Annotated in this window: 13 protein-coding genes; 6 read left to right on the top strand and 7 right to left on the bottom strand. The window is 72.8% G+C overall.

The features are described from left to right. Window positions 1-1141, top strand: a 1141-nt coding sequence (locus ACIO3R_RS31295; RefSeq protein WP_402110356.1) for an alpha/beta fold hydrolase, incomplete at its 5' end; no start/stop codon positions are given. A gap of 487 nt (window positions 1142-1628) precedes the next feature. On the opposite strand, the gene sbnB is transcribed toward ACIO3R_RS31295, so the two are convergent. The 6 genes from sbnB to ACIO3R_RS31265 form a co-directional block, all read right to left on the bottom strand. Further along, on the bottom strand, window positions 1629-2636 hold the full coding sequence (sbnB, locus tag ACIO3R_RS31290) for a 2,3-diaminopropionate biosynthesis protein SbnB (RefSeq protein WP_402110354.1): 1008 nt from the start codon (window positions 2634-2636) through the stop codon (window positions 1629-1631). A 50-nt stretch (window positions 2637-2686) separates the two neighbouring features. Continuing rightward, window positions 2687-3634, bottom strand: a complete 948-nt coding sequence (sbnA, locus tag ACIO3R_RS31285) for a 2,3-diaminopropionate biosynthesis protein SbnA (RefSeq protein ID WP_385031423.1) — start codon at window positions 3632-3634, stop codon at window positions 2687-2689. Beyond that, window positions 3631-4851 carry a glutamate synthase-related protein gene (locus ACIO3R_RS31280; protein WP_385031420.1) on the bottom strand — a complete coding sequence of 407 codons (1221 nt, stop codon included), beginning with the start codon at window positions 4849-4851 and terminating at the stop codon, window positions 3631-3633. Before ACIO3R_RS31280 ends, sbnA begins: the two co-directional genes overlap by 4 nt. Then, window positions 4848-5864, bottom strand: coding sequence for an asparagine synthetase A (locus ACIO3R_RS31275; protein WP_385031416.1), 1017 nt, complete (start codon window positions 5862-5864; stop codon window positions 4848-4850). The genes ACIO3R_RS31280 and ACIO3R_RS31275 overlap by 4 nt, the downstream gene beginning before the upstream one ends. Window positions 5865-5937: 73 nt before the next feature. Beyond that, window positions 5938-7251 carry a methylaspartate mutase gene (locus ACIO3R_RS31270; RefSeq protein WP_402110351.1) on the bottom strand — a complete coding sequence of 438 codons (1314 nt, stop codon included), beginning with the start codon at window positions 7249-7251 and terminating at the stop codon, window positions 5938-5940. After that, window positions 7238-7708, bottom strand: coding sequence for a cobalamin B12-binding domain-containing protein (locus ACIO3R_RS31265; RefSeq protein ID WP_385031410.1), 471 nt, complete (start codon window positions 7706-7708; stop codon window positions 7238-7240). Before ACIO3R_RS31265 ends, ACIO3R_RS31270 begins: the two co-directional genes overlap by 14 nt. 395 nt (window positions 7709-8103) lie before the next feature. Here ACIO3R_RS31265 and ACIO3R_RS31260 point away from each other — a divergent pair, with 395 nt between their 5' ends. Continuing rightward, a complete protein-coding gene (locus tag ACIO3R_RS31260) occupies window positions 8104-16932 on the top strand; it encodes an amino acid adenylation domain-containing protein (RefSeq protein ID WP_402110349.1) in 8829 nt (2942 codons plus the stop codon). 59 nt (window positions 16933-16991) lie between these two features. Here ACIO3R_RS31260 and ACIO3R_RS31255 read toward each other — a convergent pair whose 3' ends face one another. Beyond that, the gene (locus ACIO3R_RS31255) at window positions 16992-17987 is read right to left on the bottom strand and encodes a LuxR C-terminal-related transcriptional regulator (protein ID WP_402110347.1); all 996 of its coding nucleotides are present in this window, start codon (window positions 17985-17987) and stop codon (window positions 16992-16994) included. A gap of 312 nt (window positions 17988-18299) precedes the next feature. Here ACIO3R_RS31255 and ACIO3R_RS31250 point away from each other — a divergent pair, with 312 nt between their 5' ends. The 4 genes from ACIO3R_RS31250 to ACIO3R_RS31235 all read left to right on the top strand — a co-directional run bounded on the left by ACIO3R_RS31250 (window position 18300) and on the right by ACIO3R_RS31235 (window position 25737). Further along, window positions 18300-19040 carry a Type 1 glutamine amidotransferase-like domain-containing protein gene (locus ACIO3R_RS31250; RefSeq protein WP_385031398.1) on the top strand — a complete coding sequence of 247 codons (741 nt, stop codon included), beginning with the start codon at window positions 18300-18302 and terminating at the stop codon, window positions 19038-19040. Window positions 19041-19269: 229 nt separating this feature from the next. After that, window positions 19270-22371 (top strand): type 2 lanthipeptide synthetase LanM family protein, encoded by a 3102-nt coding sequence (locus ACIO3R_RS31245; RefSeq protein WP_402110345.1) that lies wholly within the window; start codon window positions 19270-19272, stop codon window positions 22369-22371. Window positions 22372-22487: 116 nt separating this feature from the next. After that, window positions 22488-22721 (top strand): hypothetical protein, encoded by a 234-nt coding sequence (locus ACIO3R_RS31240; protein ID WP_385353611.1) that lies wholly within the window; start codon window positions 22488-22490, stop codon window positions 22719-22721. 103 nt (window positions 22722-22824) lie between these two features. Then, the gene (locus ACIO3R_RS31235) at window positions 22825-25737 is read left to right on the top strand and encodes an AAA family ATPase (protein ID WP_402110343.1); all 2913 of its coding nucleotides are present in this window, start codon (window positions 22825-22827) and stop codon (window positions 25735-25737) included. Window positions 25738-25833: the final 96 nt, after the last annotated feature.

Raw genomic sequence — 25833 nt, 5'->3', positions numbered from 1 at the left:
CAACGGCAAAATCGACACCAAAGCCCTCCCCACACCCAACCACCACCGCCCCGACCTCAACCACACCTACACCGCCCCCCGCACCACCACCGAACACCTCATCACCACCATCTGGACAGACATCCTCGGCATCACCACCATCGGCATCCACGACAACTTCTTCGAGCTGGGCGGGCAGTCCATCAGTGCGGTGCGTGTGACCTCCCGGATCCGGGAGGCCGGCCTGCGGATCGCCGTTCAGCAGATCATGCGGCATCCCACGGTGGCCGAGCTTGCCGCCGTACTGGACACCCAGGAGACCGCGGCCGACGGACTGGTCGTACTGCTCTCGGCCGAAGCCGACCCCGCCCTGCCCCGGCTGTTCTGCGTACACCCCGGCGGTGGGAGCACGCATCCGTACCGGGCGCTCGCTCAGCGCCTGGCCGGGGCGTTCACCGTGTACGGCATCCAGGCGCCGGGACTGAACGCGGGCGAGTCGCCGCTGGTCGGCTTCGAGGCCATCGCGGAACGCTACTGGCGGGAGATCCGCCGGGTGCAGCCCGAGGGACCGTGCACGATTCTGGGATGGTCGACCGGCGCTGTGATCGCGCACGCGATGGGGGTGCGGGACCCGCAGGGGGTGGCAGCACTACTCCTGTTGGAGCCGGCGACGACCGGGGACGACCAGCAGGAACGGTTCCAGCGGCACGCGGAGGTGTACCGCCGGGTGAACGCCCTGTGGCAGCGGGGGCAGGGTGAGACCGGTGCCCAACGCGCCCGCACCGAAGGGGAGATGAAGCGCCTGGCCCCGGACATGAACATCGAGGAGACCGCGGTCACCCTCGACGAGTGGCTGCCCTATCCGGTGTTGGAGGCCGAGGTGCAGTCCCTCGCCGCCTACCGGCCCGAGGGCTCGACGGCGCCGGCGACGCTGTTCGTCAGCGAGACCGTACGCGAAGGCAGCGGCGACGAGGTGCCGCAGGCGCGGTACGTCGCGCACTGGCGCGCGCTCTACTCGACGGGTCTGGACATCCGTCCGATGCCGGGTCGCCACATGGAGATGGTCAAGGGCGAGGAGCAGTTGTCCGTGCTGGTCGCCGCGGTGCGAGAGGCCGTGACGCCCGGCTTCGGCCGGGAGTCGGCGCTGCTGCTGCCGGCCTGACGGGTATCACTCAGCCAGAAGCCGCCCTCCGCTGCCGCGGGGGGCGGCTTCCGTTGCGTCAAGGGCCCTTTCGTCAGGAGCCTTTTTCGTCAGAAGGCCCCTTCCTCAGGGACCGACGGCCTTCGGTTCGGGGCCTGCCGCATGTGGCAGGCCCCCTCGTCGTGTGTGGCAAACCCCCTCATCGTGTGTGAGCGCCTCAGGCACCGACACGACAACACCGCTTCTCCGGCGCATCAGCTCCAACGGCCTCTGGCCTCGTCCCACGTACGCGGTGATGCCAGCCACCGGCCGCCCGCCCTCCCTCACCACTCCGCCGGCTTGCCCACCGGTCCCGTGGCCAGGGCTCCCCCGCGCACCCGGGTGCGTGTCCTGCTCGCCGCACATGCCGGAACGCCCCGGCCCCGGGCTCACTCCGCGTACTGCGGAGGGCGCCCGGGGCCGGGGCGAAGGACATCGGCGTGCGGCGGTCAGGTCAGGTCAGGTCAGGTCACCAGCGCGTCAGCTCCGGGAAGAAGCCTGGAACTTCGGTCGCGCGGCCGCTTTCCAGCGCGGTCCGGTAGATGTGGCAGCCGACCGCCAGGTCGAGGACGCCGAGACCGAACGGGGAGAAGATGGTGGGGCGGTCCCGGTCGAGGACGGTCTTGCCGCGCAGGACGTCAGCGAGGGTGCCGTCGATGAAGTCGCGGCTGCCGTACTCCGTCTCGGTGAGGTGGGGTGAGGTCTGGGCGGTGAGGCAGTGGTCGATGTCGTCGAGGACGTTGTGGCACTTGATCATGACCGTGGGGTGGATGTCCCGCAGGGACAGGTTCAGGATGAGCTGGTCCGGCAGCAGGGGCTGGCCGTCCGCCAGCCACGGCGCCGGCGCCGTGGTCGCCAGGACCACCAGGTCGGCGGTGGCCAGGGCCGCGTCGACGTCGGAGACGGCCCTGGCCCGCCACCCGTGGGCCTCGGCCGCGTAACCGGCGAACTTCTCGGCGTACGCGTCCACATGGTCGTGGACGAGACACTCGCGGACGTTGAGTCCGCGGGCCGCGAGGAAGTCGGAGACCGTGCGCCCGATCACGCCGGCGCCGACGAAGAGCACCGTGCGGGGCGCGTCGTCGGGGGCCAGGGTCTCCACGGCGAGTGCGGCGGAGGCTGCCGTACGGGCGGCGCTGATGCTCGACGCCTCCAGGCAGGCGAACGGGTAGCCGGTGTCCGCGTCGTTGAGGAGCAGGACCGCGGAGGCGCGGGGCAGGTTCTGCCGCACGTTCTCCGGGTAGCTGGCGATCCACTTCAGGCCGGAGACCGGTGCGTCGCCGCCCAGGTGGGCGGGGAGGGCGATGATGCGGGCGCCGGGGTTCTCGGGGAAGCGCAGGAAGTAGCTGTTGGGGTTCACGGTGTCGCCGCGGCTGTGCCGGAGGTAGGTGTCCCGCACGATCTCCACGATGTCGGACGGCGCGGAGGTGATGACGTCTCGGGCGACGGCACCGTCGATCACATGAAACGCAGACATCGGCATTCCCTTTCGCGGGAGGGGCGCGGAGGCGGAGGCGGAGGCGGTGGTCACGCGAGAACGCCGAGGTGTTCTCCCACCCAGGCGTCGTTGTAGACGGTGCCGAGATAGCGCTCGCCCAGGTCGGGTGAGATCGCGGCGATGCGGGAGCCGGCGGGAAACGCGTCGGCGTACTGGCGGATCGCGGCCAGGACGGATCCGGTGGAACCGCCGACCAGCAGGCCGTGCGTGCGGGCGAGCAGCCGGCACTCGTGGACCGCGTCCTCCTCGGCGACGAGCACGACGTCGTCGGCGAGACCGGGTTCGAAGAGCTCGGGGACGCGGCTGGCACCGAGTCCGGGGATCACGCGGCGTCCTGGCGGGGCGCCGAAGATGATGGAGCCGACGGCGTCCACGGCGACGATCCGGGTGTCCGGGGAGAACTCGCGCAGATACCGGGAGCAGCCGACGAACGTGCCGGTGGAGCCCGCGCCGACGAACAGGTAGTCGATCTTCTGGAGCTCCTTGAGCAGGGCGCACGCGGTCTGCTCGTAGTGGGCGCGGGGGTTCGCCGGGTTGGCGTACTGGTTGAGCCACACCATGGCGGGGTCGGCCTCGACGCGGCGCCTTATGTGGGCGATGCGGGACTGGAGGAAGCCGCCGTTGGCGTCGACCGTGTCCACGACGACGACCTCGGCGCCGAGTGCGCGCATGTGGTCGATGCTGGCCGCGTTGGTGTTGGGGTCGACCACGCAGGTGAAGGGGTACCCCTTGGTGGCGCAGATGGAGCTGAGTGCGATGCCGAGGTTTCCGGAGGACGACTCGATGATCCGGGCCCCGCGGGTGAGTACACCGCGCTGCTCGGCGTCCTGGACGAGGCTCAGTGCCGTCTTGAGCTTGACGGAGCCGGCCGGGTTGAGCCCCTCGATCTTGAGGAAGACCTCGGTACCCGGCGCCATCCGTGGCAGGCGGACGAAGAGGTCGTCGGTGACCATCTCGTACGTGTGCTCGTAGATCATGACTCGGGCCTCCACAGGTCCTCGGGGCCGGTCTCGTCCGCCGCGTACCTGCCAAGGGAGCTGACGGCCATGCGCATCTCCAGGGCCATGGCGTCCAGGAGGCGTTCGAGTCCGTGTACCGGGTCCTCGTCGGCGGCGACGAGCGCGGCGCGGCCCAGGCCGACGGCGCGGGCGCCCAGGGCGAGGAGTTTCACGGCACGGATGCCGTCCCAGACGCGTCCGCTGGCGAGCAGGGTGCGGCCGGCGGGTTCGACGCGGCGCAGGCACTCGGCCAGCGGCAGTCCGACATGGCCCAGAAAGCCGGTGGGGGCCCACCCGGTGCCGCCCTCGGCTCCGTCGACGGTGACGGCGTGGGCGCCCGCTTCCCAGGCGATGGCGGCCGCGTCGCCGACGTCCCTGCCGGGGAAGAGCTTCACCCAGCAGCGGGCGCGCGGGTAGTTGTTGCGCATGAGCTGGATCTGGCGGCGGAAGATCTCGTCGGTGAACGTGCCGGGGCTGGAGCAGCGCAGGACCGCTCCGTCGTCCGTCAGGCGTTCGACGGCGTACTGGCCGTCGAGGTCGGCGGCGACCGCCTCACTGATCATGGTGAGGCCGCCGAGGCCTGGCTTGGCGCCCTGACCGACCTTCATCTCGAAACCGAGGCGGCCGGAGGCGAGGAGTCCGGAAACAGCGGGTTCGCTGTAGACGTGGTTCCAGACCTCGGAGTCGGCGTCCTCGGTGCTCTGCTGGACGCAGAGTCCGCCGACGCCGTCGGGCAGTTCCTCGCAGTAGGCGAGGATGCGTTCCAGCAGTCCCTTGCGGTGGTCGTCGCCGCTGCTGCGGAAGCCGTTCATCGGGGCGACGTTCTCGCCGATGACCATGGGGATGCCGAGGCGTCCGGCCTGGCGGCTGAGGGCGAGGCTGGTGCCGGCGACGCGGGTGGAGCCGAGGGCCGACACGTACACCGGCAGCGGGGAGTCGAAGCCGCCGAGGGCGGTGGTGAGGCGGACGTCGGAGTAGAGGGGTTCGCGGCCGAGGTCGATGAGCTCGGCGAGGCGGCCGGGCATGAAGACGGGCGGGGCCAGGCGCAGGGTGTCGATGTCGTCGCCCGGTTCGCGGGTTGCCCCGAAGACGGCGGTGCCGTAGCTGTCGAGCGGCGGGAAGACGGCGGCGGCTCCGTCGCGGGCACGGGCGCGGATGTCGTCTTCCGGCAGGCCGGGTGCGGTCAGGTAGGTCACGGGGACACGACCCCCGCGAGCTTCGGGAAGGCGGTGGCCTGCCAAACGGAGTCGAGGCCGGCGACCCAGCGGGTCAGGCGTTCCAGCCCGATTCCGAAGCCCGCGCTCCGGGGGATGCCGTGACGGGCGACGTCGAGGTACCAGGCGTACTTGGCGGGGTTCTCACCGGTCTCCCGCATCCGGGTGACCAGGGCGGCGTAGTCGCTCTCGCGCTCGCTGCCGCTGCACAGTTCACCGCAGGACTCGGGTGCGATCAGGTCGAAGTTGAGCAGGGTGCCGGGCTCGGCCGGGCTCTCCTTGTCGTAGAAGCCGCGAGAGCCCTTGGGGTAGCCGACGACGAAGAACGGGGCGTCGGCCTGGCGGGAGATGCGCTCCTCCGCCTCCCACTCGATCTCCGTGCCGGCGGCCTGCGGGTAGCCGTCGCGGCGCAGCCGCTCGACGACCTCTCCGTGCGGCACGCGGGCGAACGGCCGGGCGACGAACCGGCGCAGCGTCTCGGGGTCGCGGTCCAGTACGGCCAGTTCGGCGCCGCACTCGTCGGCGACGGTGGTGACCGCGTGACGGACGAGACCCTCGGCGATGTCCATGGCGCCGTCGCGGTCAGCGCCCGCGTACTCGACGTCGATCTGCCGGAACTCGGCGAGGTGACGGCGGGTCGTGCTAGTCTCCACGGGTTCCAGACGGACGTTGGGCGCGACGAGGAAGATGCGGTCGTACGCCAGCAGGGACGCCTGCTTGTAGAGGATGGCGCTGGTCATCAGCTTGTAGCTGTGTCCGTAGAAGTCGATGTCGACCTGCTTGGCGCCACGCGAGCCGGGGTCGGTGACGGGGCCGATGATCGGGTGGGCCATTTCCACCGCGTCGTCGGCACGCAGATAGGCGCGGGCACCCGCGACCAGGGCCTGCTGGATGCGCAGGGCCGCCCTGGTGCGCGGGTCGCGCAGGTGTTCCAGCGGCGAGGGCAGGGCGGGAGCGGCGGCGAACGCCAGGGGGTGGTCGATCTGGAGTGTCATGTCGGTCCTTGTCCGGTCGACGTACGGTTCACCGGCCCGAAAGGGGCCTTGGGAGGGGGAGGGTGACGCGTGGTCAGCTCGCCCGCGCGAGCGAGGCGGCGGGAGCGTCGTAGCGGTTCTTGACGTGATGCAGCGCGGCCATCAGCCCCGACGAGGTCAGGCGGCGGGAGCGGTGCACGGTGGTGGTGGGGCCGAGCGGCAGCGATCCGGTACGGGACCACTCCAGCCGGCCCTGCTCGGTGATGACGCTGCGGGTGCGGCCCGCGTTGTCGGGGTGCAGGCAGAAGGGGACGTCGAGGTAGCCACGGGCGAAGGCCCGGATCAGCGCCTGGCCGAGGTCGGCGTGCAGCCCGAGGACGGCCTCGACGAGAGCACGGGCCTCCTCCTCGATGCCGGTGGACGGCGGTGGCGCGGTGCGCCGCACGGAGTGCGCGGCGGTCGTGGCCGTCTCCAGCGCCGTGACGTTCTCGTCGATCGACGGAATGCGGGCGGCCTCGGCGGCCGTCTTGACGATGAGGCGCGCGGCTCCGGTCCGCACCGCGAGCCGGGCGGCGTCCGACACGAGGGACAGCGCGCCGGACCTGGTCTCCGGGTAGACCCCCATGTAGGCGTAGACGACCACGTGCCAGGAGGTGTCCGGGAGGTGGACGGCGGCCAGGGCGCGCAGAGCGTGAACAGCCTCCTCGTCCTGCTCCGCGCTGGTCTGCTGGGCGTAGCTCAGGGAGACGCTGCGCAGACCGTGCTGCCGGAAGAACATTCCCTCCAGTACGGAGAGGGCGATGAGCAGCGAGGGCGGGCAGAGCTGGCCCAGCATGCAGCCGCCGAAACTCTCCAGGTGCGGTTCGACGCCGGACGCCCGGAGTGCGGCGAGCGTGCGGCACGCCTCGCGCCACGCCTGTACGGACGTGGCCAGCGGGGTGCGCCCGTAGGGCAGGCAGTAGGAGACGGGCCCGCCCTCCGTGGCGTCGAGTCCGGCGTCGATCAGTGCCTCGACGATGCGGCCGGGCTGCGCGGAGCCGTGCCGTACCTGGACGGGGAAGTCCTCGCCTCTGACGCGGTCGAGCAGCCCGGTGGTCGTGGCGACGGGCATGCTCACGAGCGGGTAGCCGTTGAGCGGGTACCCGTGGGCAACGGCGCGGGCGGCGGCCGCGTAGTCCCCGACACGGGTGAAGCTGTCGAGGGTGAGGGTGCCGACGGTGGTGGCGGCGGCGCCACGGGTGGCGAGCAGCCCGGCGCGCATCCTGGCGGGGTCCGCGAACCCCATGCGGGGCTGGACGACGAGCGTGCCGGAGCGTGCGGCCTCGTCCATGAAGCGGTGGAAGGCGCCACCGGGGGCGGGTCCGGTGAGCGGTGTCGCGCTGCCGGCGGCGGGGTCAGCGGGCGGCATCGGCGTAGGCCCTTCCTTGCCCGCGCTGCGACAGGGAGTCGAGCAGGGCAAGCAGCCGCGGTACGGCGTTCGGCCCGGTCAGGACAGCGTCGAAGCCGGCCTCGGTGAGCGCCGGATGGGCGTCGGGGCCGGTGGACCCCTCGGTGTCGAGCTTGCCGCCGATGACGAGCGGTACCCGGGCCAGGGCGGGCACGGCACGCACCGCTCGGGCCAGGGCCGGGGCCTCCTCGGCACCGTGGCCGTTGACGGTGCTCACGACGATGAGGCCGGGGAGCCGCGCGGCGGACTCGGTGACCAGGACGTCGACCGGGACGCAGGCCCCGAGGTTGGTGACCTCCCATCCCTGTTCCTCCAGCATGAGCTGGAGGAACAGCAGGTTCCAGGTGTGCGCGTCCGAGGGGATGGTGCTCAGGACCACGTGGGGCGGGCTCTCCGGGGGCTGGTGACGCAGGTACACGACCGGCTTTCCTCTCGACACCGTAGGCGGCCGCGATCGTTGCGATCGGGCCGGTCACCCGCGGCAGGCCCCGCCCCGGCCGAGTCCCCCACGTCCCTTTCGCATGGGGAGCGTTCGGCGGCGCTTCGGGAGCCGGCTTCGGGCGTCCGGGCTGTCGGCGAGTGACGTCGTCCATCGTGGCCAGCGGCGTTCCGTCGCGGCACTGGGCACTTGTGGCCAGCCTCCGCGGCGTCACTTGTGCCCACTGGGGGCGCCCGCGCACGCCTCCTAACGTGCTCACCGCGGACATCCTTCGGGCGCCGGTGGTCACGGTGCCGCCTCGGAAGTGCTGTGGCCGCCTGTACCGCACGAACTGCTTGTACCGCTGACAACGTGCTGACGATGGGGAGTGAACGGTGGCTGATCACCAGGTGGAGGAGTGGCGGCACGCGCTGGCGGGCCTGGAGCCCCTGGAGCTGCCGGCGGACCGGCGTCCGGCGGACGACGGGCCGGGTCCCTCGGACCGGATCCTCTTCGACGTACCCGCCGTGACGGCAGAGGCGCTGTCCGCGATGGCGCACGAGCGGGGGACGGAGCTTTCCACGGTCCTGCTGACGGTGTTCCAGACGCTGCTCGCACGGTACGCGGGCCGGGGTGATGTCCCGGTGGTGGTGCGGGACGACGACGGACAGGCGCGGGCCGTACGAGGCCCGGACGGCGACCCGCCGTTCGAGGACGCGCTGACGCACGTCGCGACGGCTGTACGAGCCCGCCGCGGCCTGCCGTACGCGCGGCTCGCGGAGGCGGCCGGCGGTGCGCTGGACGGTGCCCCGCGGTTCGCGTGGCACCCGGCGGGCGGGACGCCGGACGTGCTCACGCCCGGGGCGCAGGTCGTCCTGGAGCTCGCAGCCGACGGGGACGCGCTGCGCGGAGTGCTGGGCTACCGCACGGATCTGTTCGACCGGGCCACGGCGGAGCGCCTGGCCGGCCACTTCGTCGTCCTCACCCGGTCCGCCGCCGAGGCGCCCCGGACGCGGCAGGCCGCGCTGGAGATGCTGACGGCGACGGAGCGGACACGGATTCTCACGGAGTGGAACGGCCGCAGGTCCGCGTTCCCGGACACGTCGACCGTCCACGGGCTGGTCGGGGAGCGGGCCGCCCGGCAGCCGGACGCGGTCGCCCTGGAGCACGGCGGGCGGCTGCTGACCCACCGCGCGCTGGACGAGCGGGCGAACAGGCTCGCGCGCCACCTCCGCGAGCGGGGCGTCGGACCGGGCGCGCTGGTCGCGGTGTGCCTGGACCACGGCCCGGATCTGGTGTGTGCCCTGCTCGGGGTACTCAAGTCCGGTGCGGCTTATGTGCCGTTGGACCCGTCCTATCCGGCCGAGCGGCTGCGCTACATGGTCGGTGACAGTGCGGCGCCCGTGGTGATCACCGAGTCCGCACACGCCGGTCTGTTCGAGGCGGGATCCGAACTGCTGCTCACCGACGGCGGTTGGCCGGACGGCGACGGCTCGGACCCCGGAGTCGAGTCAGGTCCCGGCGACCTGGCCTACGTCATCTACACCTCGGGCTCGACGGGCCGTCCCAAGGGCGTCCGTGTGGCGCACCGGGGCGTCGTCAACTACCTGCACTGGTGCGACCGCAACTACCCGGCCGCGCCCGGTGCCGGGATCGGCTCGCTGCTGTGCTCGTCGGCGGCGTTCGACCTGACGGTCACCGCGCTGTTCCTGCCGCTGCTGCAGGGGCTGCGCCTGGTGATCCCGAGTCCCGGTCCGGGGCAGACGGTCTTCGACGCGGCCGTGGATCTCGTGGCGGCGGGTGCGCGGGTCAGCTTCCTGAAGGCGACCCCCTCCCATCTGGAGCTGCTGACCGCCCGGCTGGAGCGGGACGGGGTGCGGCACCGCATCACGACGGTGGTGGCGGGCGGCGAGGACCTGACGCCGGCGTTGACGCACCGGGTGCTGGCGAGCGGAGCGGACGACACCGCCGTCGTCAACGAGTACGGGCCGACCGAGGCGACCGTGGGCAACGTGGTCAGCCGGACGGTGTCGGTGGACCCGGCGGCGGACCACGTGCCGATGGGCCGTGCGATCGACAACACCGAGGTGTTCGTGGTCGGCGCACACGGCGAGGTCCAGCCGGTCGGCGTGCCGGGCGAGTTGCTGATCGGCGGCGTGAACGTGGCCCTCGGCTATCTGGGGCGGCCCGATCTGACGGCGGAGCGGTTCGTGCCGCACCCGTTCTCGACGGATCCGGACGCCCGGGTGTACCGCACCGGGGACCTGGTGAAGTGGCTGCCGGACGGGCGGCTGGTCTACCTCGGCCGGATCGATGACCAGGTCAAACTGCGCGGCCACCGGGTGGAGTTGGGCGAGATCGAGAACGCCCTGCTCGCCCGGCCGGGCGTGGCGGCGGCGACCGTCGTGGTCCGTGAGGACGTCCCGGGCGACAAGCGCCTGGTGGCGTACCTGGTGCCGGCGGGCGAGGCCGGTCCGGCGGTGCCCGATCTGCGCCGGGCCCTGGCGCGGGATCTGCCGGAGCACATGGTGCCCGCCCGGTACGTGACGTTGGAGCGGCTTCCCCTGACGCCGAACGGCAAGGTGGACCGCAAGGCGCTGCCCGCGCCGCAGGGCCACCGCCCGGAGCTGTCCGTGGCGTACACGGCGCCCGGCACACCGACGCAGGTGGCGGTCACCGGCATCTGGGCCGACTTGCTGGGCGTGGACCCGGTGGGCGTCGACGACGACTTCTTCGAGCTGGGCGGGCACTCTCTGCTGGCCGCCCGGGTCGTCTCCCGGCTGCGCCGGGACCTGGGCGTGGAGGTGTCCCACCGCACCCTGTTCGGGGCGCGGACCCCGGCGCTGCTGGCGGCCGCCGTCGACGCGCTCACCCCGGGCACGGTGACGGCGATGACGCGCGCGGACCGGTCGACGGGTCGGCTTCCGCTGTCGTTCGCCCAGCAACGGCTCTGGTTCCTGGACCAGTTGGATCCGGGACGGGCGGAGTACGTCGTCCCGGCCGGGCTGCGGGTCACGGGCCGCTTCGCACCGGAGGTGTTCGGAGCCGCTCTGACGGCGCTGGTGGCCCGGCACGAGATCCTGCGGACCCGCTTCGTGGCGGACGGTACGGGGCGTCCGGTCCAGATCGTCGAAGCGCCGCGAGAAGTGTCCGTGGACGTGCGCGACGCACGGGGCCTCGGTGGCGACGCGGCGCTCGCCATCCTTCACGAGGCGGCGGGAACGCCGTTCGACCTGGCGGCGGGGCCGCTGCTGCGGGCGGTGGCGGTGCGTGTCGCCGAGGAGGAGTGGCTGCTGCTGATCGCCCTGCACCACATCGTCTCCGACGGCTGGTCGGAGGGCGTCCTGGCGCGGGAGCTACGGGAGCTGTACGGGGCAGCGGTCGCGGGCCGTGAGGCGGAGCTCGTACCGCTGGAGCTCCAGTACGCGGACTTCGCGGCCTGGCAGCGTGAGGCTCTGGACGGGCCGGCGCTGGACGGACAGGTGGCGTACTGGCGCGACCGGCTCGCCGGCCTCCAGCCGCTGGAGCTGCCGGCCGACCACCGCCGCCCGGCCGAGCGGTCCGGCCGCGGTGACGCGGTCGCATTCACCGTGCCCGCCGACGTGGTCGACGCGGCCCGGCGGATGGGGGCGGGGCACGGCGCGAGCCTGTTCATGTCGCTGCTGGCGGTGTTCCAGCTGCTCATGGCGGAGTACAGCGGGCAGGAGGACATCACGGTCGGCAGCCCCGTCGCGGGCCGCGGCCGGGCCGAGACGGAGGAGCTGATCGGCTTCTTCGTGAACACCCTCGTGATGCGCACCGACCTGTCCGGCGATCCGAGCTTCGGTGCCCTGCTCGACCGGGTCAGGGACACCGCGCTCGGCGCGTACGACCACCAGGATCTGCCGTTCGAACGGCTGGTGGAGGAACTGGCGCCGGAGCGGGACCTGTCGCGCACCCCGCTGTTCCAGACCATGTTCGTACTCCAGAACACACCGGACGGGAACGCGTGGGAGCTGCCGGGGCTCAAGGTCGAGCCGTTCGCGGTACGGGCGGAGGAGGCCAAGTTCGACCTGACACTGTTCCTCACCGAACGGTCCGACGGTTCGCTCGACGGGAACCTCGTGTTCGCCGTGGACCTGTTCGAACACACGACGGCCAGGCGGCTGGCCGGTCACTTCACCACGCTGCTCGAAGCGGCGGTCTCGGGCCGGGGACAGCGGCTGTCGGAGCTGGGGGTGCTGGCCGGTGCCGAGCGCCGGCGCGTGCTGACCGAGTGGTCCGGGGTGGCGTCCCTCTCCCCGGACACCGACATGACGGCGCACCGGCTCGTCGAGGAGCGCGCCGCGCGACTGCCCGGAACGGCGGCGGTGCTGTCGGAGACCGGAGGGCTGACGTATCGGGAGCTGAACGAGCGCGCCAACCGGCTCGCCGGGCACCTGCGGTCACTCGGCGCCGGGCCCGGCCGGGTGGTCGCCGTCCTCCTGGAGCGCGGGCCCGACCAGATCACCGCACTGCTCGCGGCGCTCAAGTCGGGTGCCGCGTACCTGCCTCTGGACCCGGAGCTTCCGGCCGACCGTCTCGCGTTCATGATCGAGGACTCCGGAGCGGCGCACGTGGTGACCGACTCCACGCACACGGCCCGGCTGCCCCGCACGCCCCACCGCTTCCTCACCGACCGCGACTGGCCGCGGATCCAGGAGCTGGCGGCGCACGACCCGGAGCCCGCCGCCACCGCGCACGACCTGGCCTATCTGATCTACACCAGCGGCTCCACCGGCCGCCCCAAGGGCGTACAGATCGAGCACCGCAGCCTGGTCAACCTGATCCACTGGACGGTGGAGAGCTTCGGCGCGGCGTCGGGCCGCCGGGTCGCCCATCTCGCCGGTATCGGCTTCGACGCGGCGGCGTGGGAGCTGTGGCCCGCGCTGGCATCCGGTGCCACCGTGTGCGTCCCCGACGACACGGTGCGGCGCACACCGGAGCTGCTCCAGCGCTGGCTGGCCGAGCGGCGGGTGCACGGCACGTTCCTCTCCACGCCCATGCTGGAGGCGCTGGCCGCACTCGACTGGTCGGAGCCGACCTCGCTGGCCTATGTGCTCACCGGCGGTGACTCACTCCGGCTGCCGGCCGGGCTGCGGCTGCCGTTCCGCGTCGTCAACAACTACGGGCCGACCGAATCGACCGTGGTCACGACGTCCGCAGAGGTGGAACCGGGGGTACCGGTGCCGCCGATCGGCCGGCCGGTGCGCAACACCGTCGTCTACGTGGTGGACCGGCACGACCAGCCGCTCCCGATCGGTATCCCTGGCGAACTCCTGGTCGGTGGTGCCGGGTTGGCACGCGGCTACCAGGGGTTGCCGCAGCAGACGGCGGAGCGGTTCGTCACGGTGGACGTCGACGGCGCACCCCGGCGGGTCTACCGCACGGGGGACAGGGTGCGGTGGCTGCCCGACGGGCAGCTGGAGTTCCTGGGACGGCTCGACGACCAGGTGAAGCTGCGGGGCCACCGCATCGAACCGGGCGAGATCGAGTCGGTGCTGCTGGCCGGCCCCGACGTCACGGCCGCGACCGTCGTCCTGCGCGAGGACGTCCCGGGTGACAAGCGCCTGGTGGCGTACGTCGTACCGGACGGGCAGGCACCGACCGTCGAGGAGCTGCGCGGCCGGCTGCGCCGCGAACTGCCCGCCTCCATGGTGCCGTCCGCCTTCGTGGTGCTGGACCGGCTGCCGCTCACCCCGAACGGCAAAGTGGACCGGCGTGCGCTGCCCGCACCCGGCCCCCGCTCGCACGAGGACGACGTCGCGCCGCGCACACCGGCCGAACGCGCGGTGGCAGCGGCCTGGTCGGAGGTGCTGGGCACCGACGTCACCGGTGTCGACGACAACTTCTTCGAGTTGGGAGGCCACTCGCTGCTGGCCACCCAGGTCACCTCGCGGCTGCGGACGGTGCTCGGCGTGGAGGTGCCGGTACGGGCCCTGTTCGCGGCGCCGACGGTCGCCGCGCTGGCGGCCGTCGTGGCGGAGCTCGACCCGGACGGCGCGGATCGCATCACGCCCGCCGCCCGGACCGGCGGTCCGCTGCCGCTGAGCTCCGCCCAGCAGAGGCTGTGGTTCCTGGATCAGCTGGAGCCGGGACGCGCCGAGTACGTCGTACCGTTCGCGCTGCACGTCCGTGGCGTACTGGATGTGACGGCGCTGGACGCGGCACTCACCGCCCTGGTGGCACGGCACGAAATCCTGCGGACCCGGTTCGTCTCCGAGGACGGCGAACCGGGGCAGCTCATCGACCCGCCGGCACCGGTGGGAGCAACCGTCCACGACCTGCGCCATGTTGCCGATCCGGAGGAACGGCACGCGGCGGCACGGCGGTTCGCGGAGGCCGAGGCGGCCCGGCCGTTCGACCTGGCGACGGGTCCGCTGCTGCGCGCCCACCAGGTGCGGCTCACCGACAACGAGGCGTTCCTCCTGCTGACGGTGCACCACATCATCGCCGACGGATGGTCGGAGGGAGTCATGGCGCGGGAGCTGCGCGAGGGCTACCGGGCGGCGTTGTCGGCAATGGCGCCGACCGGTCTGCCCGAACTACCCATTCAGTACGCGGACTTCTCCGTGTGGCAACGGGAGCGGCTGACCGGTGACGTGCTGGAAGGACAACTGGCGTACTGGCGGGACCGGCTCACCGGGCTGGAGCCGCTGGAGCTGCCGAGCGACCACCGCCGTCCGGCGGGTCGGCCCGAGGGCGGCTCCACCGTGTCGTTCGAGGTGCCGGCCGAGGTCGCCACGCGGCTGCGGGCGGCGGCGACGGCGAACGACGCGAGCCTGTACATGGTGCTCCTGGCGGTGTTCCAGGTGCTTCTGGCGAAGTACAGCATGCAGGACGACATCGCGGTCGGCAGCCCGATCGCCGGCCGCAACCGGGCCGAGACCGAGGATCTGATCGGCTTCTTCGTCAACACCCTGGTGATGCGCACCGATCTGTCCGGCGACCCCGCCTTCACCGAACTCATCGACCGGGTCAGGGACACCGCGCTCGGCGCGTACGACCACCAGGATCTTCCCTTCGAGCGCCTGGTGGAGGAGCTGGCGCCCGACCGCGATCCGTCGCGCAACCCGCTGTTCCAGATCCTGTTCGCCCTGCAGAACGTGCCGGACGGCCACACGTGGAGCCTGCCGGGGCTGGACGTGGAGCCGTTCGTGGTGACGCTGCCGGATGCCAAGTTCGACCTGAGTCTGATGATGTCCGAAGGCCCGGCCGGTGGCCTGCGCGGGACCCTGGAGTACCGCACCGACCTCTTCGAGCGGGACACCGTCGGCCGGCTGGCCGGCCACTTGGGCACGCTGCTGGCCGCGGTGGCCGGCGCCCCCGCCGCCCGGCTGTCGCAGCTGTGCATGCTTCCCCCTGCCGAGCGGCGGACGTCACTCGTCGAGTGGAACGACACCGCCGCCGCGTATCCGGACACGGCCACCCTGCACGGCCTCTTCGAGGAGCGGGCGGCCCGGCAGCCGGACACCGTGGCCGTCGAGTGGCCGCAGGGCGCGCTGACGTACGGCGAACTGAACGCGCGCGCCAACCGGCTCGCCCACCACCTGCGAACCCGGTACGGGGCCCGGCCGGACATGCCGGTGGCGGTGTGCCTGGGCCGCGGCGCCGATCTGGTGACGGCGGAGCTGGCGGTGCTGAAGGCCGGGGCGGCGTACGTGCCGCTGGACCCGGAGTACCCCGTCGAGCGGCTGGCGTACATGGTGCGGGACACGCAGACCCCGGTCGTCCTCACCCACGCCGCGCACGCGGACCGGATCCCCTCCGGCGTCCCCCTGCTGCTGCTCGACACGTGCGACGCCGAAGGGGGCCCGCTGGACGGCGAGCCGGTCACCGACCCGGAGCCGGCCGCCGCCCCGCACAACCTGGCCTACCTCATCTACACCAGCGGGTCCACCGGCCGGCCCAAGGGTGTCCAGGTCGAGCACCACAGCGTGATCAACCTGGTCCACTGGACGGCGAGCGAGTACGGTCTCGAGCCGGGGCAGCGGATCGCGCTGCTCGCGGGGATCGCGTTCGACGCGGCGGCGTGGGAGCTGTGGCTCGGCCTCACCCGGGGTGCGACCTGCTGCGTCACCACCGAGAGGGTCCGGCTCACCCCGCAGCTGCTGCGCGACTGGCTGAGCGAGCAGAGCGTCCACGCCACGTTCCTGTCCACACCGATGCTGGAGTCACTGTCGGCGCTCCACTGGAGCCCGGACAGCACCCTCGACTACGTACTGACCGGCGGCGACCGGCTGCGGCTGCCACCGCACACCCGGCTGCCGTTCCGCGTGGTCAACAACTACGGCCCCACGGAGTCCACGGTCGTCGCCACCTCCACGGTGTGCGCCCCCGGGGACACCGTTCCGCCGATCGGCCGGCCGGTCGCCAACACCCGGTGCTTCGTGGTGAACCAGCACGGCACTCCGCAGCCGGTCGGCGTTCCCGGTGAACTCCTCGTCGGTGGCGTACAGGTGGCGCGCGGATACCTGGGGCGCCCCGATCTGACGCGGGAGCGGTTCGTCCCCTTCGAGGACGAGGAGGTGGGCGGCCGGGTCTACCGCACCGGCGACCTGGTCCGGTGGCGGCCGGACGGGCAGCTGGAGTTCCTGCGCAGGATCGACCACCAGGTCAAGATCCGCGGCAACCGCATCGAACTGGGTGAGGTGGAGGCCAACCTGATCACCCATCCCGGTGTCGGCGAGGTCGCCGTGACCGTCCGGGAGGATGTACCCGGCGACAAGCGGCTGGTGGCCTACCTGGTGGCCGCGGGACCGGACGCCCCGAGCATCACGGAACTGCACGCGCACCTCGGGCGCCACCTGCCCGACTACATGGTCCCGGCGGCGTTCATGGTGCTGGTGCGGCTGCCGCTGACCGCCAACGGCAAGGTGGACCGGGCGGCACTGCCGGTCCCCGACGGCAGGCGGCCGGACCTCGGAACGTCCTACACGGCGCCGCGCAACACCGTCGAACGGCACATCACGGCCGTCTGGGCGGAGCTCCTGGGCATCGAACGCATCGGCGTCCACGACAACTTCTTCCAGCTGGGCGGCCATTCGCTGCTCGCCACTCAGGTCGCGTCACGGCTGCGGAAGGCGTTGCGGGTCGACGTACCGGTACGGGCGGTGTTCGACCACCCGACGCCCGCCGAACTGGCGCAGAACATCGCGGACCTGATGATGGCGGCGATCAACGCACAGTTCGCGCCGGCCGGATGACGGCGTACGCCTTCACCGCGAAGGCCGCGGTGGGGGCGTACGGTCGGGCACGGACCGTGTCAGACCATGTCCTCGACCCGGATGCCGCCCTGGGCGATGGCCAGGGCGCCGAGCTGGAAGCGGCTCTGCGCACCGAAGCGGTCGGTCAGCTTCTCGGAGAGCCGGCGCACCGTGCGCAGCGAGACGTCCATCCTGCGGGCGGCGGCGGCGTCGGTGAGCCCCTGTGCCCAGAGTCTGAGCACGTGCTGCTCCTGGAGGGAGAGACCGCCACGGGTACGCGGGCGTGCCTCGGTCAGCGGCAGCGCCTCCTTCCAGAGGCGGCTGAACAGGGCGGCGAACGCCTCGGTGACCGACTCGACGCCGCACACCATCGCGCCGGCGACGGACCGGGCGCTCACGACCGGCACCACGGTGTGGGTGCGGTCGCAGAGGATCATCCACGCGGGCAGCGACGGCAGCGTACGAATCGAACCGATGCTGTCGTCGTTCCCCCGTACCCGGCCCATCGTCTCGGGATCGTTGCGGACGCTCTCCAGGACGATGGTGCGGGCCACCGTGCCGCGCCGGCGCAGGATCTCGTCGATGGGCCGGGCGGACTCGGCGGCGGGCACGGCGAGCCGCTCGGTGGGACCGACGGCCAGCCACTCCTGCTCGCACCCTTCGGCGAGTTCCGCGACGCGCCGCCACACGGCGTCCGCACCGGCCAGCCACTCGACGCCCGGCATGCTGTCCCGGCCGCCGCGGGCGTGCTCGGACAGCAGCCTGGTCACCTCCAGCCGGCTGTCCTCCACCTGGAGCCGGTGGAGGGCGAGTTCGTCCTGCTGCCGGGCGAGCATCGCTGTCAGGCCCACCCCGGGGTCGACCGGCTGCCAGCCGGTGGCGGTGTCGCCGGGGACCACGAGCAGGAGGGCGGACAGCCGCTCCAGCCGCTCCCGGACCGTGTCCTCCGCCTCCTTCAACTGCTCCGCCAACTCGCTGACTCCGGCGCCGGGCAGGTCGACCATGGCGAGATAGACGCTCCGTGCGAGGGAGTCGATACCCAGAGAGGTCAGCATGTCCTTCACTCCTGTTGTCTCGGCCGTACGGCACCAGTTGGTCACGCATCGAGTCGGACGGCGCTCCACGGGCCGGTGCGGAAGGGTCCGTGCCGCTGCGGGATTCCGCCGGCCGGACATCAGTACACGGGAGGCCGGGCGGCGGCGGATGCGGGCCGACCACCCACGTTGTGGCGGATGCTCCCCGCAACGTGCGGCCGGAACGGGCGGGGCGCAGCGGAGGGCGGGCGGCCCGATACCGTCCGCGTCATGACACGGTCTCCGGCGTCGTTGGGCAGTCACCCGTTCGCGGCAGGGGTTACGATCGCGCGCATGCCCGCCTCGCAGCCGACCATCCTGGCCACCTCCGGAGGGCATCGCGTCGGTGCCCGTGCTCGGGTGCTTTTCGACTCCCTGGTCCACCACGCGGTCGATCTGTCAGGGGTGAACGGCCGGCGTCCGCGCATCCTCTACCTGGGCACGGCGGTGGGGGACGCGGAGCACGTCACCGCGCGCATGCACGAGGCGGCCAGGGTGGCGGGATTCGATCTGACGCCGCTGCACCTGTTCCCCATGCCGAACGTGGACGACGTGGAAGGCACGCTCCTCGACCACGACGTCGTGTGGGTCATGGGCGGGTCGGTGGCGAATCTCCTGGCGGTGTGGCGGGTGCACGGCCTGGACGGGGCGCTGCGGCGCGCCTGGCAGGCAGGGGTCGTGCTGAGCGGGGTGAGCGCCGGATCGATCTGCTGGTTCGAGGGCGGCGCGACCGATTCGTACGGGCCGGATCTGCGGCCGGTGGTGGACGCGCTCGGCTTCCTGCCGTACGGCAACGGTGTCCATTACGACTCCGATCCCGGCCGCCGTCCGCTGATCCACCGGCTGGTCGCGGACGGCACCCTGGGGACGGCGCACTGCACCGACGACGGAGTGGGGCTCGTCTACCACGGCACCCGTCTCGTGGAGGCGGTCACGGAGTCGGCGGGCAAGGGCGCCTATCTGGTGACGCGCGAGGGTGACGGGGTGCGGGAGGAACGCCTGGAGCCACGCCTGCTGCCGCCGGCCCGGTCATGACTCCCTCCGTGCGGGCGGCGTCAGCCGGGGTGGGGGTTCCGGCGGCCCAGGTGGAGGACGGGCCCGGGGCATGGGCCGTGACCTGTGGGTTCGTCCGCCGCCGCCGGGAACACGGGCCGCGTGCGCACGGGTTCGCCGGCGCGGAGCCCCACCTTCCGGCGGGCCCGTCGGAGAATATGAGGGATGCACCCCCATGCAGGCGTCATACGGTGTCTGCGACGTTCCTCCTGTGACCGAATCAGCTGCACCCACGATGCTCCGAAGCGCGCACCTGCCGCTCGCCTGGTGGGCCCCCGCGCTCTCCCTCGCCGAGCGCGTCGGCGCCCCCGGCCGCCCCGTGGCGTCACCCGTGACCGCCACGGCCGGCCGTGCCCCATGGGCCGTAGGGGACACAGCGGGCTTCGCGGCGCGGCTGGCCCACCTCGGTCTCGACGAACGTGCCGTGTGGGCCCTCGCCGGCGAGGCGCCGGAAGATCTGGCGGACCGCGCCGGCACTCCGCGCTGGGCCGGATACGTCGAAGAGGCCCTGGACCGTGCCCACGGCGCCGCACAGCCGGAGCCGGGTGGCGACGCGACCGGGCCCGAGGTGTTCGCACCGGTCCTGGCGCCGCTGGTGGTGCCGGCCTCCGACACCCTCGACCGGCGGCTGGCGCCGCTTCCGGCAGCGGAACGGAACATGCTGCGCGCCGCGTTCGAGCAATGGCTGCTGAGCCGGATGGCCCGCCAGGCGGCCCGCACCCTTGTCCGCGAACTGGACGGCGCCCGGCGCGCCGGACGGCTCCCCGGGGCCACGCCCCGCGATCGTTTCGCCTCCTTCCTCGCCGCCAACAGCAGCGCGGACGGCCTGCGGAAGCTGTTCACCGCCTATCCGGTGCTGGCCAGAATGCTGGGCCGGACCGCACTGGACGCGGCCGACGCGGTCGCCGAACTGGGCCTGCGGCTGCACGCCGACCGCGAGGAACTGGTGACCGTCCTCCTCGACGGACGCGACCCGGGCCCGCTCACCCGCATCGAACTGGGCCGGGGCGACGCCCACCGCGGTGGGCGCTCGGTGGCGGTGCTGGAGTTCGCGGACGGCTCACGGGCGGTGTACAAGCCGCGTCCGCTGGGGCAGCACGCCCTGCTGGACGACCTGACCCGCTGGCTCACCGGCCGGGTCGACGGCCTTGAGCTGCGTACCCCGCGCACGGTGCGGCGGCAGGAGCACGGCTGGCTGGAGTTCATCGAGCACCGCTTGTGCGGCTCGGTGACGGAGGCGGACGCCTTCTACCGGCGTCAAGGCGCCCTGCTGGCTCTGCTGTACGCGGTGGACGGCGCGGACATGCACTACGAGAACCTCATCGCCTCCGGTGGCCAGCCGGTGCTCGTAGACGCCGAAACCCTGTTGCACACCGGGCTTCCGCAGGCCACCACGGCCGAGGCCGACCCGGCCGCCGACGCCCTCCAGGCTTCCGTGTACCGGACGTGCCTGCTGCCCTATCTGCTGATCGGTGAGCACGGCGCACTGGACATCTCCGCCCTGGGCCGCACCGAGGAAGGCACGTACCCGAGCGAGGGCCTGCGCTGGGAGAACAGCGGACTGGACACCATGCGCGTCGTACGGGGTCCGGTGACCAGCCCGGCCGCACAGAACCAGCCGCTGCCCGACGGGCACCACTTCCGGGGCGCCGACCACCGCGCCGCGCTGCTGGACGGCTTCCGCACCACATACGCCGCGATCCGCGCGCACGGCGCGGAACTCACCGCGCCGGGCGCTCTGCTGGAGCGGCACGCGGAGAGCCCGGCACGGCTGATCGTGCGCTCCACCCGGCTGTACTCGACCCTGCTGGAGGAGTCCACCCACCCGGCGCTGCTCGGCGACGCGCTCGCCCGGGACGCCGCGTTCGCGGTGCTGTGGACCGAGTCGGCGCACGACCCGGCGCGCGGCCGGCTGGTGGAGCACGAGACCGAGGACCTGTGGCGCGGGGACATCCCCCTCTTCGTCCACCGGCCGTCCGGGACGGGGGTGCGGACGGCCGGTGGGACCTGGCTGCCGGACCTGCTGCCGGTGGAGAGCCTGAGCGCGGTCCGCGCCAAGGTCGCCCGGATGGACGAGGTCGACTGCCGGGACCAGGAATGGATCGTCTCGGCCGCGCTGGCCGTACGCGAGGCGGGCTCCCCGCTGGTCAGGCCGCGCTCCGAGCTGGTGCCGGCTCCCATGCCGGCCGTGGTGCCGGAGCCGTCACGGCTGCTCGCCGCGGCCTGCGGGATAGCCGACGAGATCGCCGCCCGCGCCGTGCGGTCCGACGGCCGGGCCAACTGGCTCGGCCTGGAGTGCCTGCCGGGCGAGCACTGGTCGGTCCTCCCGATGGGTGCCGGACTCGCCCAGGGATACACCGGAGTCGCGCTCTTCCTGGCCCAGGCCGGACTGCTCGCGGGGGCCGACCGCTACACGGCGCTCGCCCACGAGGCGGTACGGCCGCTGCCGGCCCTGCTGAAGATGCTGGCCACCGACCCCGAACTGTGCGCCGCGGTCGGACCGGGAGCGTACAACGGGCTCGGCGGCATCCTGTACGGCCTGGTACGGCTGTCGGCTCTCCTCGACGCCGACCTGGCGGACTCGCTGCCCGACGCGCTCACCGCACTCGAACACGCGGTGGTGGCCTGCCCGGACCCCGGGTTCGCGGACGGTATCGCCGGCGCCCTGGCGGCGGCGGTCGCCGCCCACGAGGCGACGGGCGCCCGGCGGGCCCTGGAACTGGCCGACGCGGTGGCGGACACCCTGGCCGCCGCGGTGGCCCAGAGCAGTTGCACCGCGGAGTTCGCCGAGGGCGTCGCGGGCATCGGCTGGGCGCTGTGGCACCACGCGGACCACCGGGCGGACGGAAAGGGACACCCGGAGGTGGCGGCCGGGCTGCTGCGCTCGGCCAACGCCACGCCCGACGCCGCCGCGCACGGCCCGTCGTGGACGACCGGTCTGCCCGGGATCGCCGCCGCCACCGCGCATCTGCCGGGGCGCGGCGACCTCGCCGCCCGGCTGGCCGCCCTCGGCGACGGCCCCGACCTCAGCGCGGGCCACGGTGCCTTCGGCGCCCTGGAGGCGCTGTCGGTCCTGGCCAACCGGGGCGACGCCACGGCGTCCGCCGCTCTGACCCGTACCGCCGGCCGGGTACTCGCGACCGTCGAGGCGCAGCAGCACCGCTGCGCCACCCCCGACCAGGTGCCCTCTCCCGGAATGCTGACGGGCCTCGCCGGCATCGGCTACGGCCTGCTCCGTCTCTACTCCCCCGCCCGTGTCCCGTCCGCGCTCCTGCTGGAGCACTCCTGTCCGAGCCCCATGCCCATCTGTTGAGGGACAGATCGTGTTCTAGAAGTCCCGTCCGTCATGCCGCTCCTCTCCGCTCTCCAGTCGTCTCAGCTCTCCTCCACCCCCGCACCCGCGCACTTCCACACGAAGGGACTCTCCCCATGAACCAGCACTCCAGCCGCGCCGCGTCCGCCAACACCGCCAACACCGCCGCCGACGCCGGCACCGAGGCCCTCGCACCTGCCGTCGACGAACAGGACGCGGTCGGCGGCATCACCCTCTCGGGCCGCAACCGCGCCTGCGCTCGCGCGCGCATCCTGGCCGGAATGGTCCTCACCAGCGGAATCGTCATCACGCTGAGCTCGATCGACACCTCGGTGTCCTCGCCCCAGTAGCCGCCCCCGGGCCAGGCCCCCGGCGGGCTCGGCCGGCCGGGCGGAATCGGAATCTGGACGGCCCCCCTACGGTTACGGACAATCTGATTTATGCTTCGAGATCATGCGCTCCCAAGCACCTTCCCTCATCGGCCGGGATACCCAACTGGGGCTGCTCGAGCGTGCGTTGTCCGAGGCCCAGCAAGGGCGCGGCGGTGTGGTCTTCGTGGTGGGCGAAGCCGGGGCCGGCAAGTCCCGGCTGGCGGCCGAGGCAGTGGGCAGCGCGCTCGGGATCGGGATGGGCGTGCTGCGGGGACGCAGCAGCACCACCGGCCCCGTGGTGCCGTTCCGGCCGCTGACCGAGGCGCTGATGTCGCTGTTCCGCACGGGTGAACCGCTGGACGAACTGTCCCTGGGACCGTACAGACCGGTGCTGGGACGGCTGATACCCGACTGGAACACCGGTGCCGGCGACAGCAGTTCGATGGTCATTCTGGGTGAGGCCGTGCTGCGGCTGCTCATGGCCACCGACCGCGGCCGGGGCCGGCTCCTGGTGCTGGAGGATCTGCACGACGCCGACCCCGAGACGCTGGGGGTCCTGGAATATCTCGTGGACAACCTGGAGTACAGCCCGGTCCTGCTCCTCGCCACCATCCGCACGGACTTCAGCGACGCTCTGGATCTCGCGCAGTCGGCCCGCCGGCGCGGCGCGGCCTCGGTCGTGGAACTGCCGCCGCTGACCCGCCCCCAGGTGCACGAACTGGTGGCGGGTCAGTTGGGCGCCTCCCCCGGGGAAGTGCCCACGCAGGTGCTGGAGCGGTTGTGGGAGGGCAGCGCGGGCAGCCCCTACCTGGTCGAGGAGCTGCTCCAGTCGATGATCGGCGCGGGCACCCTGGTGCAGGGACCGGACGGCTGGCGAACGGTCGGTGATCCGCGCGGCGATGTCTCCTCCGCTCTGGCCCGGGGAATCCTGCGCCGCATCGAGCGGCTGGGTACGGAGGGCCTGACGCTGCTGTCGGCGGCGGCCGTACTGGGCAGACGGTTCCCGCTGACCGTGCTCCAGCAGATGACGGGAGTCGACGACCGGGCGCTGCTGAGCCATCTGCACGCCGGTGTCGCCGCTCGCCTGGTGGTGCCGGACGAGCCCGCTCCCGACTGGTACTCCTTTCGCCATTCACCCACCGTGGAAGCGCTGTTCACCCGCCTGACGCCCGGCCAGCGGACAGAGCTGGCCCGCCAGGGCGCGGAGGCGGTGGAGAAACTGCACCCGCAGTTACCCGGCGAGTGGTGCGCCCTCGCGGCGGGGCTGCGGTCGGAGGCCGGCGAGGACGCGGCGGCCGGCAAGCTGTTCACGGAGGCGGGGCGGCGGGCCCTGACGGCGGGCGCGCTCGGTTCGGCGGTGACCTTGCTCAGTCAGGCGGAAACCCTGCTGGCGCGGGCCGGCGACCCGCAGGAGCGGGCGGGTGCGCTGGAGCACCTGCTGCCCGCGCTGGCCGAGTCCGGCGACTTCGACCGGGCCTTCGGACTGGTCGAGCATCTGCACGCCCTGGACAGCGCCGGGCTGGGCGCGTCACGTCTGGCAGTCCTGCACACCCGGCTGGCCAAGGTGGCGCACACGGCGGGGCGCTGGAGCGACGGGAACCGGCAGATCGACCGGGCCCGCGAGGTGCTGGGGGCGAGTCCGGACGGTGCTGCGGCAGCGGCCGTCGACGTCACCGCCGCCTATCTCGCGCTGGACACTCCCGGCACCGACCGTATCCAGCACGCGGAGGAGCTCGCCCGCTCCGCGGCCGACGCCGCCGACCGCTACGGACTGCCCTCGGTCGCCTGCCAGGCGTGGGAGCTGCTGGCGACCGTGGCCCGCGAGCGGGACCCGCACGAGTCCCGCGCCATGCTCGAGAAGGCCCTGTCGACGGCGGAGCGGCACCAGCTCCCCCTGCGGCGGATGTACGCGGCGACCCGTATCGGCGGCAACGACTGGCTGGCGGAGGGGGACACCACCGGGCTGGTGTCCGCCCGGGAGGAGGCCCTGCGGCTTGGCTCGATCAACATCGTGCACACCGTGGACGGCATCCTCGTCCTGGACGGGGTGATGCGGGGCGCCCGCGAGGCGACGCGGGACGCCGCCACCGAGTGCCTGACGATCGTGCGCAGGCTCGGGCTCGCCCCGGCCGTCCGGTACCTCCTGATGTCACTGGCGTCACTGGAGGCGCACCAGGGCGACCGGCGCGCGATGGAGGCCGCCCTCGGCTCATTCGCCGAATGGGAGGGGACGGGCTCGCAGGAGGAGCCGCTCACCCTGGGCATGGCCCGCGCCTTCTGCGCCCTGATGGAGGAGAACCGGGACCTGGCACGGGCCGAGCTGGGGGCGGTGTCGGCGCTGGAGCGGCACAACCCGAGCACCTACCACCTCAGCGGCACCCACGGGGTGGGGCTGCTGCTGGACGTGCTGGCCGGTGACGCGGACCGCGCCCGGCACGAGGAGGTCGCCGCCACGGCAGTCGGGCGGATGCGGTGGAACCGCCAGTTCGTCACGCTCGCGGATGCCGTCCTGCTCGGCCGGGAGGGGCAGGGCGAACGGGCGGCCGAGCGCATAGAAACGGCGCTGCGCGATGCCGCCGTGTACCCGGCCGCCCTGCACCTGGGCCTGCGGCTGGTCGCGGACGCGGCGCACGAGGACGGCTGGGGTGAGCCGGTCGCCTGGCTCAGGCGGGCCGAACACCACTTCCACGAGCAGGGGGTGCCCGCCGTCACGAACGCCTGCCGGGCCGCCCTTCGACGCCTCGGTGCCCCCGTGCACCAGCACCGCAGCGGCACGGACGGCATCCCCGAACAGCTGCGGGCCCTCGGCATCACCGTGCGGGAGTACGAGGCGTTCCGGCTCCTCGCCGACCGGCTGAGCAACAAGGACATCGCCGACCGGCTGTTCATCTCGCCCCGCACGGTCGAGAAGCACATCGCCAGCCTGATGAACAAGACGGGCGCGGCCGACCGCGCGGACCTGTGTGCGCGGTCGACCCGGCTGCCGAAGGCGTGAGGGCTGGGAGAAGCCCCCACTCCGGCAAGAGCCCGGCGCGGACGGAGGGTGTCTGGCGGCGAGGGCCCAAGTGGGCGAAAATGCCTTCACCGCCCG

Origin of the sequence: Streptomyces sp. NPDC087428 (genome assembly GCF_044744085.1) — a bacterium.
In the GTDB taxonomy this organism is placed as follows: Bacteria; Actinomycetota; Actinomycetes; order Streptomycetales; family Streptomycetaceae; genus Streptomyces.
This window is presented reverse-complemented; position numbering and strand designations above follow the sequence as displayed.

What these genes read in the sequence shown, in the direction of transcription:
- sbnB (WP_402110354.1), bottom strand. Translation starts at nt 2,636, where the DNA reads ATGTCTGCGTTTCATGTGATCGACGGTGCCGTCGCCCGAGACGTCATC.
- sbnA (WP_385031423.1), bottom strand. Translation starts at nt 3,634, where the DNA reads ATGATCTACGAGCACACGTACGAGATGGTCACCGACGACCTCTTCGTC.
- ACIO3R_RS31275 (WP_385031416.1), bottom strand. Translation starts at nt 5,864, where the DNA reads ATGACACTCCAGATCGACCACCCCCTGGCGTTCGCCGCCGCTCCCGCC.
- ACIO3R_RS31270 (WP_402110351.1), bottom strand. Translation starts at nt 7,251, where the DNA reads ATGCCGCCCGCTGACCCCGCCGCCGGCAGCGCGACACCGCTCACCGGA.
- ACIO3R_RS31255 (WP_402110347.1), bottom strand. Translation starts at nt 17,987, where the DNA reads ATGCTGACCTCTCTGGGTATCGACTCCCTCGCACGGAGCGTCTATCTC.
- ACIO3R_RS31250 (WP_385031398.1), top strand. Translation starts at nt 18,300, where the DNA reads ATGCCCGCCTCGCAGCCGACCATCCTGGCCACCTCCGGAGGGCATCGC.
- ACIO3R_RS31240 (WP_385353611.1), top strand. Translation starts at nt 22,488, where the DNA reads ATGAACCAGCACTCCAGCCGCGCCGCGTCCGCCAACACCGCCAACACC.
- ACIO3R_RS31235 (WP_402110343.1), top strand. Translation starts at nt 22,825, where the DNA reads ATGCGCTCCCAAGCACCTTCCCTCATCGGCCGGGATACCCAACTGGGG.